Here is an 18345-nt window from a genome sequence, read left to right on the forward strand (position 1 = left end):
GCTATCGAGCAGCGCACTGTCCGCCATCCCCACGCCTGACTTCAAGCCTTGGCGACCTTTCGCCAGGCGCGCACCTCAGGCTACCTCCTCGAAGGGCAACCCCACATAGTTCTCGGCAATGTTCACCAACCCGGCCGTCGACGTCAGGAAATACTCGCGGTCTGCTTCCTGCATCTTCTGGTCCCAGGCATCCTTGTGCCCACCAAAGTCATGCAGCAGTTGCGTCATGAACCAGCTGAAGCGCTCACCCTTCCATACCCGGCGCAGGGCCAGTGGCGAGTATTGCTGCAACAGATCGGTACGCCCTTCGCGGTATACCTTGAGCAGGATCCGGTACAGGTAGTTGACATCCGACGCCGCCAGGTTGAGGCCCTTGGCGCCAGTGGGCGGGACGATGTGCGCGGCATCGCCGACCAGGAACAGGTGCCCGTACTGCATGGGTTCGACCACCTGGCTACGCAGTGGGGCGATACTCTTTTCCAGGGCAGGACCAGTGACCAGGCGCGCCGCCACATCGGCGGGCAGGCGGGCCTTGAGCTCAGTCCAGAAACGCTCATCGGGCCAGTCCTCCACACGTGCTTGCAACGGCACCTGCAGGTAATAGCGGCTGCGTGTTTGCGAGCGTTGGCTGCACAGCACGAAACCCCGCTCATGGTGGGCATAGATCAGCTCATGGTTGACTGGCGGGGTATCGGCCAACAGGCCCAGCCAGCCGAACGGGTACACCCGCTCGTAGTGTTTGAGCACACCTTCTGGAATGCTTTGCCGGGAAACCCCGTGGAAGCCATCGCAACCGGCGATGTAGTCGCAGTCCAGGCGATGGGTCTGGCCATCCTTGTCGAACGTCAGGTACGGCCGCTCGCCCTTGAGTTCGTGGGGCTGCACATTGCAGGCCGAATAGATGATAGGCGCGCCGCTGGCCTGGCGTGCCTGCATCAGGTCCCGGGTGACCTCGGTCTGGCCGTAGACCATGACCGTCTTGCCGCCGGTGAGCCCCTTGAGGTCCAGGCGTTGGCGGCGGCCACCGACCAGCAGTTCGACGCCTTCGTGAACCAACCCTTCGCGGTCCATCCGTTCGCCCACACCGGCCTCGCGCAACAGCTCGACGGTGCCTTGCTCGAGCACACCGGCACGGATTCGGCCGAGGACGTAATCGGGGGTCTGGCGCTCGAGGATGACCGTGTCGATGCCGGCCCTGTCCAGCAATTGGCCAAGCAACAGGCCCGACGGGCCGGCACCGATGATTGCAACCTGAGTTTTCATTGTTGTTGTCTCGCACTATTGGGTTTGCACCTGCATTTTTACTGGGTAAATTTGCCGAATATGTGTGCTATCCCATGCAAAACCTGCACTTTTACAAAAATCGTTCGATTAGCGGACAGGGCTTTTCACCATGAAATCCACGCTCCCCGGCGTCCCGTTGTTCCAGTTGTACGGTGAGAACCACGCCTGGCCCGGCACCGACCTGCTGCACTGCGAACCGATCCCGGCGCGCAGCCGCCTGCACCACTGGGAGATCAAGCCGCACCAGCACGCTGAGCTGTTCCAGCTGCTGTACGTGCAGCGTGGCCAGGCCCAGGTGGAGATCGAAGGCGTGCGCAGCGCCATTGACGAAGCGGCCATCCAGGTGGTGCCCCCACTGACGGTGCATGGCTTTCGCTTCAGCGCCGACATTCAGGGGCATGTGCTGACCTTTGGCACCGCGCTGGTGGCCGACCTGGAACAGCGCCTGGGTGCTCCGCTGGGTGTGTTGGCCAAGGCTGGCTGTTACCCACTGGGCAAGGACCGCGTGCGCCTGCGCAACCTGATCGAGACGCTGCAGCAGGAATACCAGGGCAACGCGCCGTCACGGGCGCCTCTGCTCGACGCTCTGGTGACGGCGCTGATGGTGTGGATCAGCCGCCGTCAGCTACTGGGCCAGCCACCGCGCAACCGTGACGAACGTGACCGCCAGTTGCTTGGGCAATACCTGCGCCTGGTCGAGGCGCATTTTCGCGAGCACCTGTCAGTGGAGGCGTTTGCCGCACGGCTGCAAATCCCCAGCCTGCACCTCAACCAACTGTGCCGCGCGTTGAGCGGGCAGACTGCCCTGCAGGTGGTGCATCAGCGCCTGCTGCTGGAGGCACGGCGCAATTTGCGCTACACACGCATGAGCATCGGGCAATTGTCGGACAACCTGGGGTTCACGGACCCAACGTATTTTGCGCGGTTCTTCAAGCGTTTGAGCGGGCAGACGCCCAAAGCGTATCGCCGCTCGGTGCAACCTGATTGAGGGGCGCGCGGCCTGGCCCGGTCTGTTCTCGGCTGCAAAATCGACACAGCCCTGCCGCCCTGCTTGACGTTTACGTCAACCTGCATTCAGGATACCGCCATACCCCTTGCCGAGCCCAAGCATGAGCAGCCAGACCTACAGCATCTCCGACCTGTCCCGTGAGCTGGACATCACCACCCGCGCCATCCGCTTTTACGAGGAGCAGGGCTTGCTCAGCCCCGAGCGCCGTGGCCTGGAACGCATCTACTCGGCCCGCGACAAGGTCAGCCTGAAGCTTATTCTGCGTGGCAAGCGCATCGGCTTTTCCCTTGCCGAATGCCGTGAACTGATTGAGCTGTACGACCCTACCAGCGGCAACCTCAAGCAGCTCAACAGCATGCTGGCGAAAATCGCCGAGCGCCGCGCCCAACTCGAACAGCAGATGCTCGACATCCACCAGATGCAACTGGAGCTCGATACGGCCCAGGAACGCTGCGAACAGGCCCTGGCCACCACCTTGAACAATAACGACAACCGTTGACCCGCCACAGGAACCCCGCCATGTCCATGCCCGAAAAAGTCCGCCTGGTCGAAGTCGGCCCCCGCGACGGCCTGCAGAACGAAGCCCAGCCCATCAGCGTGGCCGACAAGGTGCAGTTGGTCGATGACCTCACCGCCGCTGGCCTGGCCTATATCGAAGTCGGCAGTTTCGTCTCGCCCAAGTGGGTGCCGCAGATGGCCGGCTCTGCCGAGGTGTTCGCCGGCATCCATCAGCGCCCGGGTGTGACCTACGCCGCCCTGGCGCCCAACTTGCGCGGTTTCGAGGACGCGCTGGCGGCCGGGGTGAAGGAAGTCGCCGTGTTCGCCGCGGCCTCCGAGGCGTTTTCCCAACGCAACATCAATTGCTCCATCGCCGAGAGCCTCACACGCTTCGAGCCGATCATGGCGGCCGCCCGCAGCCACGGTGTGCGCGTTCGCGGTTACGTTTCCTGTGTGCTCGGCTGCCCCTACGAGGGCAAGGTCAGCGCCGAACAGGTCGCCCCGGTGGCCAAGGCCCTGCATGACATGGGCTGCTACGAGGTTTCGCTGGGTGACACCATCGGCACCGGTACCGCCGGTGACACCCGGCGGTTGTTCGAAGTGGTATCGGCGCAGGTGCCACGCGCACAGTTGGCCGGCCACTTCCACGATACCTATGGCCAGGCGCTGGCCAATGTGTATGCCAGCCTGCTCGAAGGCATCAGCGTGTTCGACAGCTCGGTCGCAGGGCTGGGCGGTTGCCCGTATGCCAAGGGCGCCACCGGCAACATTGCCAGCGAAGATGTGGTGTACCTGCTGCAGGGGCTGGGCATTGAAACCGGCATCGACCTCGACCGCCTGATCGCTGCTGGGCAGCGCATCAGCAGCGTGCTGGGCCGTGCCAATGGCTCGCGGGTGGCGCGGGCTCGCAGTGCGCAGTGATTCACACGGTTGTCACAGGCCTGTGGGTGGAGTGTTACCGCCCCCACAGCCGCCAGCAAAAAATCGGGTAACAGGGAAACAAATCGACAGAATTTCAGGGCACGAGATTTTTGCCTTCATGACCAAGCCATTGATTTTAAAGGAATTTCAAAAGTTGGCACGGCACCTGCTATATCTTTCGTACAACAACAACAAAAAATGTGACACCCAATAAAAACAACAGGTAACGGCTCTGACATAACAAGAACAACACGGCAGAGGCGTAGCAAGCAGATTTTTTTGGAGTCGACACGCTTTTCAGGGGTTCGCCCCGCGAGCTGGCACAGAACAATAAAACTGCCTCGAGGCAGCAACAGCCAGAATCGGATCTTCAGGATGAAAGCAGGTCAGCGCTCAAAAAAATACGTTTGCTCTTGACCCCGGATGGGGGTCGCTCGCAACACCAGGACAGGCTGACAAAAACAACAAAAGGCCAGTCTTCAATAATAAGAAAAGAGCAGGCAACAACGCTTTGAGGGGAGCTTCGGCTCCCCTCAGTGCTTCCTGCCCTCCTCCTCCTTCTGTTTCTCCTCGTCCTGCCCCTCGACCTTCTCCACCACCAACGGCATCGTCGCCAGCACCAGCAACGCCAGCAGGGTGCTGATCAGCGCCGTGGCTTCACGCCCCATGCCTGCGGCCGTGCCAATGGCAGCGGTCATCCACAACCCCGCCGCGGTGGTCAGGCCTTTGACATGGCTGGTGTCCTGGCCATTACCCTTGAGGATGGTGCCCGCACCGAGAAACCCGATACCGGCGACGATACCCTGGATCACGCGGCTCAAAGCCTGCTCATCGGCACCGGCCATGCTGGGGGCCAGCACGAACAGCGCCGCGCCCATCGACACCAGCATGTGCGTGCGCACACCGGCGGATTTGCCTTTGTGCTCGCGCTCGAACCCCAGCACGGCGCCGAGCACCGCCGCCATCAGCAGGCGCAGGAGAACACGGGTGACTTCGCCTGCATCGGTAAGGTCGGCGAATTCTGCTTGCAGGGTTTGCCAGATAAGGTCCATTGATGCGCTTCCAGGCCAGAGCAATAGTGTGCTGCCTGTGAAGATTGACCTCTGCACTGCCCGCAAAGTGCCCGCCCGGCGGAACGATGCAGCAACCCTCCACGACGCGCGGTCACACGTGTAACTGCAACCTGGAGGACCCTCCCATGCCAGTGGAAATTGATCAAAGCACCCGCCGTTGCACCCTGATCAGCGCTGACCTGCGCCTTGAAGGCGAAGGCTCGGCGATCGAAATCGTGACGGACGAGCAATTGCACATGTCTGTGGCGCTGTTGGCCGGTCAGCGTGTTCCTATCACTGAAACCGAGGCTGACGCGTTGACGGTTGCCGGTGCGGTGGATAGCCGCAGGCATCTGAAGGCCAGCGTTCCAGGCTCCGTAATCTAAGGGGTCAACGGCCATTGCCGGCAATCTGATACGGTTTTTATCGCGCAACCTGAGCCTGTGCTGAAAACAGCTCGGGGGCCATAGTGCTCAGGCCTGATCGAGGCCAACAGAGCACCGACGCCATGAACGACAGAATTCAAGCCATCGACCTGGCCGCCGCCAAGCCGACTACCGTCAGCGGTATCCATACCCGAAGCTTCACGGGCCTGTACCGCAACCTGCGCATCGGTTTTGCAGGTGCACTGTTCGTTCTGTTCTTCGGCACCGCCTGGCTCGACTGGAACGGCCGCCAGGCTGTGCTCTGGGACCTATCCAGCAGCAAATTCCACATCTTTGGGGCCACCTTCTGGCCACAGGACTTCATCCTTCTGTCAGCGCTGCTGATCATCGGCGCTTTCGGTTTGTTTGCCAGCACCGTGTATGCCGGCCGTGTGTGGTGTGGTTACAGCTGCCCGCAAAGCGTCTGGACGTGGCTGTTCATGTGGTGCGAAAAGGTCACCGAGGGTGATCGCAACCAGCGTATCAAGCTCGCCGCGGCCCCCTGGAGCCTGAACAAGCTGGCCCGTCGCGTACTCAAGCACGGCCTGTGGCTGGCGATCGCCGTGGTCACCGGCCTGACCTTCGTCGGTTACTTCACGCCGATCCGTGCGCTGGCCCTAGAGCTGTTCAGCCTGCAACTGAGCGGCGTTGCGCTGTTCTGGGTCGTCTTCTTCACCGCCGCCACCTACCTCAATGCCGGCTGGCTACGCGAGGCAGTGTGCCTGCACATGTGCCCCTATGCGCGCTTTCAGAGCGTGATGTTCGACAAGGACACCCTGGCCGTTGCCTACGACCCGCGCCGGGGCGAAACACGCGGCCCGCGCAAGAAAGGTAGCGACCCCCAGGCGCAAGGCCTGGGCGATTGCATCGACTGCACCCTGTGCGTGCAGGTCTGCCCCACCGGCATCGATATTCGCGAGGGCCTGCAGATGGCCTGCATCGGTTGCGCGGCCTGTATCGACGCCTGCGACAACGTCATGGGCAAGATGGGTTACCCGCGCGGCCTGATCGGTTACAAGTCCGAACACAGCCTGCAAGGCGGCACCACGCACTGGCTGCGCCCTCGCCTTGTAGGCTACGCCGTCGCCTTGCTGATCATGCTGGCGGCCCTGGTCGCAGCCTTGCAGATGCGCCCGATGGTGTCGCTGGACGTGCTCAAGGACCGCGGCCTGTTCCGCGAGAATGCCCAGGGCCAGGTCGAGAACATTTACCTGCTCAAGGTCATCAACAAGACCTCGCAGAGCCAGCGTTATCACCTGCGGCTGCTGGACGCCGACGGGTTCGCGCTGCAGGGCAAAACCGAACTGGTCATCCCGGCCGGAGAGATGAGCGAGCTACCGGTGTCGGTGGCCATGCTCGCCGAGCGCCCGACCAGCAGTTCGCAGGACCTGGCTTTCGAAATACAGGACAGCGACCAACCGGCCGTGCGCAGCGTGGCTCACACCCGCTTCGTGGCACCGGTCAACCGCTGATCCCTTACACTGACTGTTCACCTTGCTTGCCGAGCCAACATGAAACGCTACGAACGCTTCGCCGACGACATTGCCGAACTGATCCGCTCCGGGGTGCTCGGGCCCGGCCAGCGCGTACCCTCAGTGCGCTACGCCAGCCAGACCCACGGGGTCAGCCCGTCGACCGTGTTCCAGGCCTACTACCTGCTCGAGCGCCGCGGGCTCATACGCGCACGGCCGCGCTCGGGCTACTTCGTCAACGCCCATGCGCCGCGCCAGTTCAAGGAGCCGCAGGCGTTGGAGCCGCTGAGCGAATCGACCGATGTGGATGTCAGCGCGCTGGTGTTTTCCATCCTCGAGTCGATCAAGGACCCGAACACCGTGCCGTTCGGCTCGGCCTTCCCAAGCCCGGAGCTGTTCCCGCTGCAGCGTCTGTCGCGTTCGCTGGCCAGCGCCAGCCGGGCGATGGACCCGCGCATGGTGGTGACTGATCTGTCGCCTGGCAACCCGCAGCTACGCCGGCAGATCGCCCTGCGTTACATGGTCGGCGGGCTGATGCTGCCCATGGAAGAGCTGCTGATCACCAACGGTGCGCTGGAGGCGTTGAACCTGTGCCTGCAGGCAGTGACCGAACCGGGCGACCTGGTGGCGATCGAGGCGCCGGCCTTCTACGCCTGCCTGCAGGTGCTGGAACGGCTCAAGCTCAAGGCGGTGGAAATTCCGGTTCACCCCCGCGAAGGCATGGACCTGGGGGTCTTGGCGCAAACCCTGGAGAAGCACCCGGTCAAGGCGGTGTGGTGCATGACTAACTTCCAGAACCCAGTGGGCGCCAGCATGCCCGAAGCCAAGAAACAGGCGCTGGTCGAACTGCTGCAGCGCCACCAGGTGCCGTTGATCGAGGACGATGTCTACGCCGAGCTGTATTACTCGCAACAGGCGCCCAAACCGGCCAAGGCCTTCGACACCCAGGGCCTGGTGATGCACTGTGGTTCGTTCGCCAAGAGCCTGGCGCCCGGCTACCGCATCGGCTGGGTCGCTGCCGGGCGCTTTGCGCAGAAAATCGAGCGGCTCAAGCTGATGACCTCGCTGTGCGCCTCGATGCCCGCCCAGGCGGCCATCGCCGATTACCTGCAACACGGCGGCTACGACCGCCATTTGCGCAAGCTGCGCTACGCCCTGGAAGGCCAGCAGGCCAACATGCTCGCTGCCATCGCCCGGCATTTCCCGGCACAGACCCGGGTCAGCCAACCGGCCGGGGGCTACTTCCTGTGGCTGGAACTGCCCGAGCAGATGGACGCCCTGAAACTGTTCCACATGGCGCTGGCGCAGGGCATCAGCATCGCCCCAGGGCCGATCTTCTCGCCCACTCGCCGCTTTGGTAACTGTATCCGGCTGAACTACGGCAGCCCCTGGCATGACGATGCCGAACGGGCCATGGAAACCCTCGGGCGCATTGTGCGATCGTTCTAGCCGACGCCTGGCTGGGCAGGCTAAAGTTGCACAATGCCCTTCAGCGCAAGCCCGGAAGCCCCGATGCCGCAACGCGAACTGCTTCACCTGCGTCAGCAGCTCCAAGAGCTGCAAACGCGCAATGCCGAGCTCGAAACGACCCTGGCACAGCAGCAGGCAATGGGGGGCGATCTGTTTCGCTTTCTGTTCGACACCATGGACGAAGGCTTCTGCATCATCGAGTTCTGCGACGGCCCGCACGGCCCGCTCAGTGACTACGTGCATGTGTTGGCCAACGCTGCGTATGCCAGGCACGCCGGGATCGCCAATGTGGTCGGGCAGAGCGTGCGCGAGATGGTGCCCGACGAGGCCGACGACTGGGTAGCCCGCTACGGTGCCGTACTGCGCACCGGTGAGCCCTTGCAGTTCGAGCAGGAACTGATTGCCACCGGCCGTGTGCTGGCCATTTCAAGTTTTCGCGTCGAGCCGCCGGAGCGCCGCCAGGTGGCGGTGCTGTTCAAGGATGTCACCGAAGGCCGCAGGACCGAGCATGCGCTGCAGCAGCTCAATGAAGACCTTGAGCAGCGGGTCAGCGAGGCCCTGGCCGAACGCAGGCTGTTCGCCGAGCTGGTCGATCACAGTGTGTTCAACGTCCATGTCCTCGATACCCACATGCGCTGGTTGGCGGTCAATCGCCAGGCCAGGCAAGTGTTTCATTCACTGTACGGGCGCATGCCCGAAATCGGCGAGCACCTACCAACATTGATGGGTGCCATCGCTTCTGACAGCGAGCTAATCCTGGCCTTGTGGCAACGTGCGCTGGCCGGCGAGCAGTTCACCGAAGTGGCGGCATTTGGCCTGGCGCCGGACAAACGCCACTTCGAATTGCGCTTCAATGCCCTGCGTGACCCTGACGGTAACCTGCAAGGTGCCTATCTGTTCGCCTACGACATCAGTGACCGGGTGCAGGAACAGCAACGCCTGGCCAAGGCCGAACAGGCATTGATCCAGGCGCAGAAAATGGAGGCCGTCGGCCAGCTCACCGGCGGCATCGCCCACGACTTCAACAATCTGCTCGCCAGCATCCTCAACGCCCAGCAATTGATGCGTCAGCGCTTGGGCCAAAAACGCTACAACGATCTTGACCCGCTGCTGGAGCTCTCCAGCAGCTCGGCCAAGCGGGCCTCGTTGCTGGTGCATCGGTTACTGGCGTTCTCGCGTCAGCAAACCTTGCAGCCCCACGCCACCCAGGTCACAACGCTGGTGAGGGGCATGGAGGAGTTGATTCGCCGCACCATTGGCCCAGGCATTGCCTTGCGCAGCCACTTCACCACGCCGCTGTGGCCGACCTTCATCGACCCACCCCAACTGGAAAGCGCCCTGCTCAACCTGTGCATCAACGCCCGCGACGCGATGCCGGAAGGGGGCGCGATCGACATCGAAGGTGAAAACCTCGTCCTCGACAGTGACCATGCACGGCAGCTGGAGCTGCCCGCCGGGGACTATGTGTGCCTGCGGGTGGTCGACAACGGCACCGGCATGAGTGCAGAAGTAGCGGCGCGCGCCTTCGACCCGTTCTTTTCCACCAAACCCATGGGCCAAGGCACTGGCCTTGGGCTATCGATGACCTACGGTTTCGTGCGCCAGTCCGGTGGCCACGTGCGCTTGCTTTCGTCCCCCGGCCACGGGACGCGGGTAGAGTTGTACCTGCCGCGTCATCACCAATCGGTTGAAGCGAGCGCCTGCGAGCCTGAGCGTACGTCGCTGCAGAGCAGCCACGCGAGCGGGCAACGCATCTTGCTGGTCGAAGACCAGGCAGCGTTGCGCCTGGTGGTCGGTGAAGTGCTCGAAGAGCTGGGCTATCAAGTCGAGGCCTTCGACAACGGCCCTGCGGCCCTGGCCCACCTGGCCAATGCTGCGCGGCCGGACCTGCTGCTCAGCGACATCGGCCTGCCCGGTGGCCTCAATGGCCGCCAGGTAGCGGAACAGTGCCGGCTGAAGTACCCCGGCCTGCGGGTACTGTTCATGACGGGGTACGATGAAACGGCGGCGCTGAGCGATGGCGAGCTGCCGCCAGGCACCCAGGTGTTGACCAAACCCTTCGAACTCGAAGCATTGGCCGAGCGCGTACGCCAGCTGCTGGACGAGCTGCCCTGACGGGCAGCATTCAGCGGCCGCCGCCCAAATCGATGAAACTGCCGGTGGAGTAAGACGCCTTTTCCGACAACAACCAGAGGATCGCTTCGGCGACCTCTTCAGGGTAACCACCACGGCCCATGGGCAGGCCGGGCTCGAGCTTGCTCACGCGGTCCGGGTCGCCGGACAGGGCATGGAAGCCGGTATGAATGTAACCGGGACGCACCCCATTGACCCGCACGCCCTCTGCTGCCACTTCCTTGGCCAGGCCCAGGGTAAACGTATCGAGGGCGCCCTTGGACGCGGCGTAATCGACGTATTCGTTGGGTGAGCCCAGGCGGGCGGCAACCGAAGACACATTGACGATGGCCCCGCCTTGGCCGCCATGGCGGTGGGCCATGCGCAGCAGCGCGTGCTTGGCGCACAGCATCGGGCCGACCACGTTAGTCTTCATCACCTTGAGCAGGCGAAACTCCGACATGTCCTCGACGCGACTCTGCTGGCCGATGGTGCCGGCATTATTGACCAGCGCGGTGACCGGGCCGAGTTCCTGGTCGACGCGGTGGAACAGCTGAATCACCTCATCCTCGACACTGGCGTCGGCGCGCACGCTGATGGCTTCAGCGCCCAGTGCACGGGCCTGGGCGAGAATGCTTTGCGCGGCCTGATCGTCGGCGTGGTAGTTGATACAGATGCGGTAGCCCTGCTGTGCAGCCAGCAACGCAGTGGCGGCGCCAATGCCACGGCTGGCACCCGTGATGACGATGACTTTCTCCATGGATCTGCCGATTGCCTGGTAAGGAAAGATCGACAATAGGGGAAAAAGAATCGCAGGGGAATAGATCACACGGGGCTGCCAAGTGCGCGCCCCGGGCCGTCAATGCCCCGCCGAGCCCGGCGCCGCCTTCGCGGTGAACGGCGGCTTGGCAAACCACACCAGCAGGATCAACCCGGCGAACACCCACGTCATCAACGTGAAATAATCCACGGTGGACATCATGTACGCCTGGCCGTTGAGTATCTGCTCCAGCTGCGCATAGCTCTGCGGGCTCGCCCCTCCCAGTTGCTCCAGCGTGTGCCGTGTGGCCGGCTCGTACTGGCTGATGTGCTCGCTCAGATAGGCATGGTGCTGGTCAGCCCGGCGAATCCAGATCCACGTCGTCAACGACGCCGCAAAGCTCCCCCCCAGCGTGCGCAGGAACGTCGCCAGCCCAGAGCCGTCGGCGATCTGGTGCGGTGGCAAGTCCGACAGCAAGATGCTCAAGGTCGGCATGAAGAACAAGGCCACGCCAATCCCCATGAACAACTGCACCAGGGCAATGTGCTGGAAGTCCACTTCATTGGTGAAGCCAGCCCGCATGAAGCAGCTCGTGCCGATCGCCAGAAACGCGAGCCCCGCCAGCAGACGCAGATCGAAACGGTGCGCGTACTTGCCCACGAACGGCGACATGATCACCGGCAGCAGACCGATTGGCGCTACCGCCAGGCCTGCCCAGGTAGCCGTGTAGCCCATCTGCGTCTGCAGCCACTGCGGCAGGATCAGGTTGATGCCGAAGAACCCCGCATACCCGCCTACCAGCACCATCGTGCCGATGCGGAAATTGCGGTGCACGAACAGCCGAAGGTTGACCACCGGGTGGCGGTCGGTGAGCTCCCAGATGATGAAGATCGCCAGGAACACCACCGAGATCAGGCTGCCGGTGATGATGAACGACGACTCGAACCAGTCCAGGTCATTGCCTTTGTCGAGCACCACCTGCAACGCCCCGACCCCGACGATCAGGGTCAGCAACCCGATGTAGTCCATCGGCTGGCGGCTGGTGACCACCGGCCGCGTGCGCATCTGCTGCCGCACCACCGCTGCGGCGAACAAGCCGATCGGCACGTTGATGAAGAAGATCCATGGCCAGCTGTAGCTGTCGGTGATCCAGCCGCCCAGGATTGGCCCGGCAATCGGCGCCACCACCGTGACCATCGCCAGCAGCGCCAAGGCCATGCCCCGCTTGGCCGGGGGGTACACGGCAATTAGCAGGGTCTGGGTCATCGGGTACAACGGCCCGGCCACCACCCCCTGAAGCACACGAAAGCCCACCAGTTCCGGCATCGACTGGGCAATACCGCACAGGAACGACGCCAGCACGAACAGCAGCGTGGCCCAGATGAACAGCTTGACCTCACCGAAACGCCGGCTGAGCCAGCCGGTCAGCGGCAAGGCAATGGCATTGCTTACCGCGAACGACGTGATCACCCAGGTGCCCTGCTCGTAACTCACCCCCAGGTTGCCGGAAATGGTCGGCAGCGCCACGTTGGCGATGGTGGTGTCGAGCACCTGCATGAAGGTCGCCAGCGACAGGCCGATGGTGGTCAGCAACAGGCTTGGCGGCGTGAATTGGGCCGGGGCAGCGTTGCTCATCGTTGCGCCGTCTTGCCGTTGGCGCTGTTCTCATGGATCAGCCGGGCGATCAGGCCATCGGCCTCGACCAGCTGACGGTCATACACCTGGGTGGTGTAACTGGCCTGTTGCGGCGGTTGCTGGGCCAGCGCCGGGCCACTCTGATCGTGCAGGTCGACCTCGACCACGGTGGACAGGCCAATGCGCAGCGGGTGGTCCTTGAGTTGATCGGCGCTCAGGTGGATACGCACCGGCACGCGCTGGACGATCTTGATCCAGTTACCGGTGGCATTCTGCGCGGGCAGCAGGGCGAACGCGCTGCCGGTGCCGGCACCGAGGCTGTCGACCGTGCCGCTGTATTTGATTTCGCTGCCGTACAGGTCGGCGCTGATCTCTACCGGCTGACCGATGCGCATGTTGCGCAGCTGGGTTTCCTTGAAGTTGGCGTCGATCCATACCTCGTCCAGCGGGATGACCGCCATGGTCGCCGTGCCCGGCTGCAGACGCTGGCCCAGTTGCACGGTCCGCTTGGCGACATACCCGGTCACCGGCGCCACCAAGGTGGTGCGGGCGTGGTCGAGGTAGGCCTGGCGCAGGTCGGCAGCAGCGGCCATGACATCAGGGTGCGAAGACACCACGGTGTCGTCCACCAGCGCTGAGCTGGTATTGACCTGCTGGCGGGCGCTGTTCACGGCCGCCTGGGCCACGGTGAGGTCATCGCGGGCATGGGAAATCTCTTCAGCGGCAATCGCGCCGCTGTCGGCCAACACTTTACGCCGGTTGTAGTTCTGCTGGGCCTTCTGCAACTCGGCCTGGCGCGTCTGCAACTGCGCCTTGAGCGAGTCGACGTTGCTGTACAAGCCGCGCACCTGGCGCACGGTCCGGGCAAGCTTGGCCTCGGCAGACTGCAGTGCCACCTCGCTGTCGGCCGGGTCGAACTGCAGCAGCACCTGGCCGGCATGCACCAGGTCACCGTCATCGGCGCCGATGCTGGTGACAGTGCCGGTCACCAACGGGGTGATCTCCACCACGTTGCCGTTGACGTAGGCATCGTCGGTGCTTTCGTGCCAGCGCCCGATCAGGCTGTACCAGGCCCAGGCGCCCACGCCGGCCAGCAGCAGCACCAGCAGCAGGCCGAGCAGCCAGGCCTTGCGTTTGCGCGACGATTGCGGCGCGTCGGGAGGGGTTGTGGTGTCTGCGGAAGTGGCCATGACAATACCTTGGAAAATTGCGTAACAGGGTTCAACGATCGCCGAAGCGACGGATCGTCAGGGGGTCGCCGGCACCGAGCAGGACCTTGGCCAACAGGCCTTCGAGGGTCTTGAGCTCGTCAGGTTGCAGCACGCCGACCAGTTCATTCATTGCCGCCGCGCCAATTTCCGGCAAGCGGTCGGCCAGGCGCTGGCCGTCGGCGGTCAGGGCCAGACGCACCTGGCGGCGGTCATCGGCGCACCGGTTGCGCAGAATCAGGCACTTCTGCTCGAGGCGGTCGAGCATGCGGGTCATCGAACCACTGTCCAGGCCCAGGTAGCGGCACAGCTCGGCCGGCGTATCGACCTGATACTGGGTAATGATGATCAGCACCTTGAACTGCGCCGCCGTGACGCCCTCGGATTCGAGGTGCCAGTCGAGGATGCGGTCCTTGAGGAGCGCCGCGCGGCCCAGCAACATGCCAATGGCGCAGGTCTGGAAGTTTTCCGGGGTGAAATAGGACATTGGCAGGTGGCTCGGGCAATTGTTTAAAAATATTACTGCCTAGGCAGTGAATGTCAAAGCTTTGATTAGGGGGCTATGCAAATATTCATGATTCAGCGCCTGCGCCAACCGCTTCGCCCCTAAAACACGGCCCTGGTTATCCCGCAGCAGGTACCCGCAAGCCCAGGGCCTGCACCTGGCCACTGGCAATCGCGATGCCCACCAACTCCGCCAGGCTCGCGGCGTGCAGGCGCTTCATCACCCGCCCCCGGTACAGGTCTACCGTCTTCACGCTGATCCCCAACTGCTCGGCAATTTCGCGGTTGCTCAGGCCTTGAGCCAACGGAATGAACACATCGCGCTCACGCGGGGTCAGCGCGTCGATACGCCGCTGCACCTCGGCCAGCGCCTGATCCCCCTTGTGCTCGCGCCCGGCACGTTCCAGCGCCGCTTGCACACTGTCGAGCAACAGCTGCTCGTTGTAAGGCTTTTCGATGAAATCGCTGGCACCCGCCTTGAACGCCCGTACCACGATCGGTACGTCGGCATGGCCGCTGACAAAGATCACCGGTATCGCCAGGCCACGCTCGCGCAAGGCCTGCTGCACGGCCATGCCGCCCAGGCCCGGCATGCGCACATCGAGCAGCACGCAGGCCGGCCCCTCGGCGGCACAGGCGTCGAGAAACGCCTGGCCACTGGCAAACGGCAACGCCTGCAACCCCACCGACTCCAAAAGCCATACGGTCGAGTCACGCATGCCCTGGTCGTCGTCGACCACATACACCTTTGCTTGCACCCTTGCCTCTCCTTATCCCCTGCTCACCGCCAGGCGGCAGCACACTATCAAGCCTTCTGGTGCACCGGTCCGCGCCCACAGGCTGCCACCAAACCCTTCGATCAGGCTGCGGCTCATGCTCAGCCCCAAGCCAAGCCCCTCGGCCTTGCTGGTGGTGAACGGCATGAAGATCTGCTCCAGGCGTTCAACTGCCACGCCAGGCCCTTGGTCGGACACTTCAACCAGCACCCCATCACCGTCGCGCACCGCGCTCAGCAGAACTTGGGACGGTTGCTCGCCCTGCTGCTCGCGGTTGGCCTCGATGGCATTGCGCAACAGGTTCAACAACACCTGCTCCAGCAGCACCCGGTCGGCAAACACAGCCGGCAGTTGCGTGCCGACCCGCAGCTCGATGGCAACCTGGTCGCGGGCCGCCTCCCAGGCGCACAAGCGCATGGCTTCGGCGGCCACTTCGGCCAGGTCGACCGGCTGCAAACGCCGCGGCCCCTTGCGCAGAAACGCACGCAGGCGGCGGATCACCTCGGCGGCATGGGTGGCCTGTTCACCGATCCGTTGCAAGCCCTGGGCGACCCGCTCGCGGGCTTGCGGATCCTGCTCCAGCCCTTGCAGGTAACGTTGGCTGGCGTTGGCGTAATTGACCACCGCCGCCAGCGGCTGGTTGATTTCGTGTGCAATGCCCGCCGCCAGCTCGCCCAAGGTGGCCAGCCGGGCACTGTGGGCCAGATTTTCCTGGGCTTCGATGCGCAGGGTGATGTCGCGCGAAACGCAGACCACCTCGACCACGGCCCCCGTGTAGGTTTCCCGGATCGCCCGGCAGGCGATTTCGAACCATCGATACCCCCCTGCGGCATGGCGCACGCGGCAGGTCATGGTGTGGTAGCCATCCTGATCCAGCGCTGCTGCCGCCTGACGCAAGGCCTGGCGCCGCTCGCGCGGGTGCAGCAAGGCGCGCACGGCCAGGCCGCGCAACTGCTCAGGCCACAGGCCCAACAGGCGATAGGCGGCAGGCGATGCATCGAGAAAACGGCCGTCGGGGCTGTGGCGGGATATCAGGTCGGTGGTGTTCTCGATGATCAAGCGGTACAAGCGCCGGGCACGGCTGGCCTCGCGGGCGCCCTGGCGCTCCTCGCTGGCATCGCGGCAACGGGCGAGCACCTGCTGACCCTCAGCATCGGGGATGAAGGTCCAGAGCAGAATCCGCTCCCCAACCTGGGCTTGCACGTCGGCAATCGCCCGACACTGGCGCAGGCAGGCGCGCACCAGCGCCGGGCAGTTGGCCGGGAGCCAGGCAGGCAACGCAGGGCCGCCCTGGATCAGCGCCTGCAGGGCAGGATTGACGGCCACGGCCTGGGCGTCGGCCGCCAGCAACAGGCTCGGTTGCGGGTCCTTGGCGAGCAAGGGCGAAAGGGAGCGGGCCACGGCGATCACTCTTCGTATAGTAGTTTTACTATATTGCTATAGTCGATATTCCATCTACCATAGCGGTTCGCGTAAAACTGCGACAGGGGAAAGCGGCCACCGGCGCGCTTCCCACACCCTGATCAGAGCTAACAATCAGCCACCGGGGGCCGAACGCACAGGCTGCGTCTGTCTCCCTTACAGGATTCGTGCATGTCGATATTCTCCCAGGGCCTGATGCCCGCCGCCGTCAACCATGTCGCCCTTACCCCACTGAGCTTCATCGAGCGCACCGCTGCCGTTTACGGCAACTACCCGGCGGTCATCCACGGCGCCATCCGCCGCAACTGGGGTGAAACCTATCAACGCTGCCGCCGCCTGGCCAGCGCCCTGGCTGGCCGCGGCATAGGCCGTGGCGACACGGTGGCGGTGATGCTGCCCAACACGCCAGCCATGCTCGAAGCCCACTTCGGGGTGCCGATGATCGGCGCGGTGCTCAACACCCTGAATGTGCGCCTGGATGCCGAAGCCATCGCCTTCATGCTGCAACACGGCGAGGCCAAGGTGCTGATCACCGACCGGGAGTTTCACAGCGTCATCGAGACGGCCCTGAGCCTGCTCCAAGACCCGCCCCTGGTGGTCGATGTCGACGACCCTGAGTACGGTGAAGGCCGCGCTGTCAGCGACCTGGACTACGAAGCCCTGCTGGCCGAAGGCGACCCGGATTTCGCCTGGGAATGGCCCGATGACGAGTGGCAGGCGATATCGCTGAACTACACCTCCGGCACCACCGGCAACCCCAAGGGGGTTGTCTACCACCACCGCGGCGCCTACCTCAACGCCATTGGCAACCAAATGACCTGGGCCATGGGCCACCGCCCGGTGTACCTGTGGACCCTGCCGATGTTCCACTGCAACGGCTGGTGCTACCCGTGGACCATCACCGCGCTGGCCGGCACCCATGTGTTCCTGCGGCGGGTCGACCCGCAGAAGATCCTCACCCTGATCCGCGAGCACCGGGTCACCCATCTGTGCGGTGCGCCGATTGTGCTCAACGCGCTGGTGAACATGCCCGAGGCCGCCAAGGCCGCCATCGAACACCCGGTGCAGGCCATGGTCGCCGGCGCCGCGCCGCCGGCGAAAGTGATCGGTGCCGTGGAAGAAATGGGCATCCACGTCACCCACACCTACGGCCTGACCGAGGTCTACGGCCCGGTGACGGTCTGCGCCTGGCACGATGAATGGCAGGACCTGCCACTGGAGGACCGGGCGCGGATCAAGTCGCGCCAGGGCGTGCGCTACCCGACCCTCGACGGCCTGATGGTGGGCGATCCGCAAACACTCGAACCGGTGCCCCGCGATGGCAACACCCTGGGCGAGATCTTCATGCGCGGCAACACAGTGATGAAGGGCTACCTGAAAAACCCCGAAGCGACTGCCGAAGCGTTCCGTGGTGGCTGGTTCCATACCGGCGACCTGGCCGTTTGGCACGCCGACGGGTATGTCGAGATCAAGGACCGCCTCAAGGACATCATCATCTCCGGCGGCGAGAACATCTCCACCATCGAAGTCGAAGATACCCTCTACAAGCACCGCGCGGTGCTGGAGGCCGCCGTGGTCGCGCGCGCCGATGAAAAATGGGGCGAAACGCCGTGCGCCTTCGTCGCGCTCAAGCCGGGGCACGAGCACACCCGTGAAAGCGACATCATCAGCTGGTGCCGCGAGCACCTGGCCGGGTTCAAGGTGCCCAAGACCGTAGTGTTCGGCGAACTGCCCAAGACCTCCACCGGCAAGATCCAGAAATACGTGCTGCGCGACCGGGCCAGAGACCTCTGACGC

Annotated in this window: 16 protein-coding genes; 8 read left to right on the top strand and 8 right to left on the bottom strand. The window is 63.8% G+C overall.

All coding sequences use genetic code 11. The features are described 5' to 3' along the window. Nucleotides 1-75 precede the first annotated feature (75 nt). Nucleotides 76-1263, bottom strand: a complete 1188-nt coding sequence (gene pobA, locus L6D80_RS14575) for a 4-hydroxybenzoate 3-monooxygenase (RefSeq protein ID WP_054901814.1) — start codon at nucleotides 1261-1263, stop codon at nucleotides 76-78. Between the two features lie 130 nt (nucleotides 1264-1393). On the opposite strand from pobA, the gene L6D80_RS14580 reads away from it, so the two are divergent. The 3 genes from L6D80_RS14580 (at nucleotide 1394) to L6D80_RS14590 (ending at nucleotide 3712) form a co-directional block, all read left to right on the top strand. Then, entirely contained in the window at nucleotides 1394-2272 is an 879-nt protein-coding gene (locus L6D80_RS14580; protein ID WP_054901813.1) for a helix-turn-helix domain-containing protein, read from the top strand. Between the two features lie 121 nt (nucleotides 2273-2393). Next, nucleotides 2394-2792: a MerR family transcriptional regulator gene (locus L6D80_RS14585; RefSeq protein WP_054901812.1), complete on the top strand. Its 399-nt coding sequence runs from the start codon at nucleotides 2394-2396 to the stop codon at nucleotides 2790-2792. Between the two features lie 20 nt (nucleotides 2793-2812). Next, complete coding sequence (locus tag L6D80_RS14590; RefSeq protein ID WP_176512671.1) at nucleotides 2813-3712, top strand: hydroxymethylglutaryl-CoA lyase; 900 nt, start codon at nucleotides 2813-2815, stop codon at nucleotides 3710-3712. A 533-nt stretch (nucleotides 3713-4245) separates the two neighbouring features. Here L6D80_RS14590 and L6D80_RS14595 read toward each other — a convergent pair. Next, nucleotides 4246-4764, bottom strand: coding sequence for an MgtC/SapB family protein (locus L6D80_RS14595; RefSeq protein ID WP_054901810.1), 519 nt, complete (start codon nucleotides 4762-4764; stop codon nucleotides 4246-4248). A gap of 146 nt (nucleotides 4765-4910) precedes the next feature. On the opposite strand from L6D80_RS14595, the gene L6D80_RS14600 reads away from it, so the two are divergent. From L6D80_RS14600 to L6D80_RS14615, 4 genes are all read left to right on the top strand, one after another. Then, complete coding sequence (locus L6D80_RS14600) at nucleotides 4911-5150, top strand: DUF3203 family protein (protein WP_054901809.1); 240 nt, start codon at nucleotides 4911-4913, stop codon at nucleotides 5148-5150. Between the two features lie 122 nt (nucleotides 5151-5272). Then, the gene (gene ccoG, locus L6D80_RS14605) at nucleotides 5273-6661 is read left to right on the top strand and encodes a cytochrome c oxidase accessory protein CcoG (protein WP_176512672.1); all 1389 of its coding nucleotides are present in this window, start codon (nucleotides 5273-5275) and stop codon (nucleotides 6659-6661) included. 39 nt (nucleotides 6662-6700) lie between these two features. Beyond that, the gene (gene mapR / locus L6D80_RS14610; protein ID WP_176512673.1) at nucleotides 6701-8110 is read left to right on the top strand and encodes a GntR family transcriptional regulator MpaR; all 1410 of its coding nucleotides are present in this window, start codon (nucleotides 6701-6703) and stop codon (nucleotides 8108-8110) included. Nucleotides 8111-8173: 63 nt separating this feature from the next. Further along, nucleotides 8174-10246 carry a PAS domain-containing protein gene (locus L6D80_RS14615; RefSeq protein WP_176512674.1) on the top strand — a complete coding sequence of 691 codons (2073 nt, stop codon included), beginning with the start codon at nucleotides 8174-8176 and terminating at the stop codon, nucleotides 10244-10246. A gap of 10 nt (nucleotides 10247-10256) precedes the next feature. Here the strand turns inward: L6D80_RS14615 and L6D80_RS14620 are convergent, their stop codons facing one another. The 6 genes from L6D80_RS14620 to L6D80_RS14645 form a co-directional block, all read right to left on the bottom strand. Beyond that, nucleotides 10257-11003 (bottom strand): SDR family oxidoreductase, encoded by a 747-nt coding sequence (locus tag L6D80_RS14620; RefSeq protein WP_054901805.1) that lies wholly within the window; start codon nucleotides 11001-11003, stop codon nucleotides 10257-10259. Nucleotides 11004-11102: 99 nt separating this feature from the next. Next, nucleotides 11103-12638, bottom strand: coding sequence for a DHA2 family efflux MFS transporter permease subunit (locus tag L6D80_RS14625; RefSeq protein ID WP_176512675.1), 1536 nt, complete (start codon nucleotides 12636-12638; stop codon nucleotides 11103-11105). Next, on the bottom strand, nucleotides 12635-13828 hold the full coding sequence (locus tag L6D80_RS14630) for an HlyD/EmrA/EmrK family protein (protein ID WP_054901803.1): 1194 nt from the start codon (nucleotides 13826-13828) through the stop codon (nucleotides 12635-12637). The genes L6D80_RS14625 and L6D80_RS14630 overlap by 4 nt, the downstream gene beginning before the upstream one ends. A gap of 31 nt (nucleotides 13829-13859) precedes the next feature. Beyond that, a complete protein-coding gene (locus L6D80_RS14635) occupies nucleotides 13860-14333 on the bottom strand; it encodes a MarR family winged helix-turn-helix transcriptional regulator (protein WP_054901802.1) in 474 nt (157 codons plus the stop codon). 136 nt (nucleotides 14334-14469) lie between these two features. After that, on the bottom strand, nucleotides 14470-15108 hold the full coding sequence (locus tag L6D80_RS14640; protein WP_082422815.1) for a response regulator transcription factor: 639 nt from the start codon (nucleotides 15106-15108) through the stop codon (nucleotides 14470-14472). A 12-nt stretch (nucleotides 15109-15120) separates the two neighbouring features. Then, nucleotides 15121-16527 carry a sensor histidine kinase gene (locus L6D80_RS14645; protein WP_054901801.1) on the bottom strand — a complete coding sequence of 469 codons (1407 nt, stop codon included), beginning with the start codon at nucleotides 16525-16527 and terminating at the stop codon, nucleotides 15121-15123. A gap of 192 nt (nucleotides 16528-16719) precedes the next feature. Between L6D80_RS14645 and L6D80_RS14650 the strand changes: the two genes are divergently transcribed. After that, complete coding sequence (locus tag L6D80_RS14650) at nucleotides 16720-18342, top strand: acyl-CoA synthetase (protein WP_176512676.1); 1623 nt, start codon at nucleotides 16720-16722, stop codon at nucleotides 18340-18342. Nucleotides 18343-18345: the final 3 nt, after the last annotated feature.

The sequence above is a fragment of the Pseudomonas ceruminis genome (genome assembly GCF_021602025.1).
GTDB classification, from domain to species: Bacteria; Pseudomonadota; Gammaproteobacteria; order Pseudomonadales; family Pseudomonadaceae; genus Aquipseudomonas; species Aquipseudomonas ceruminis.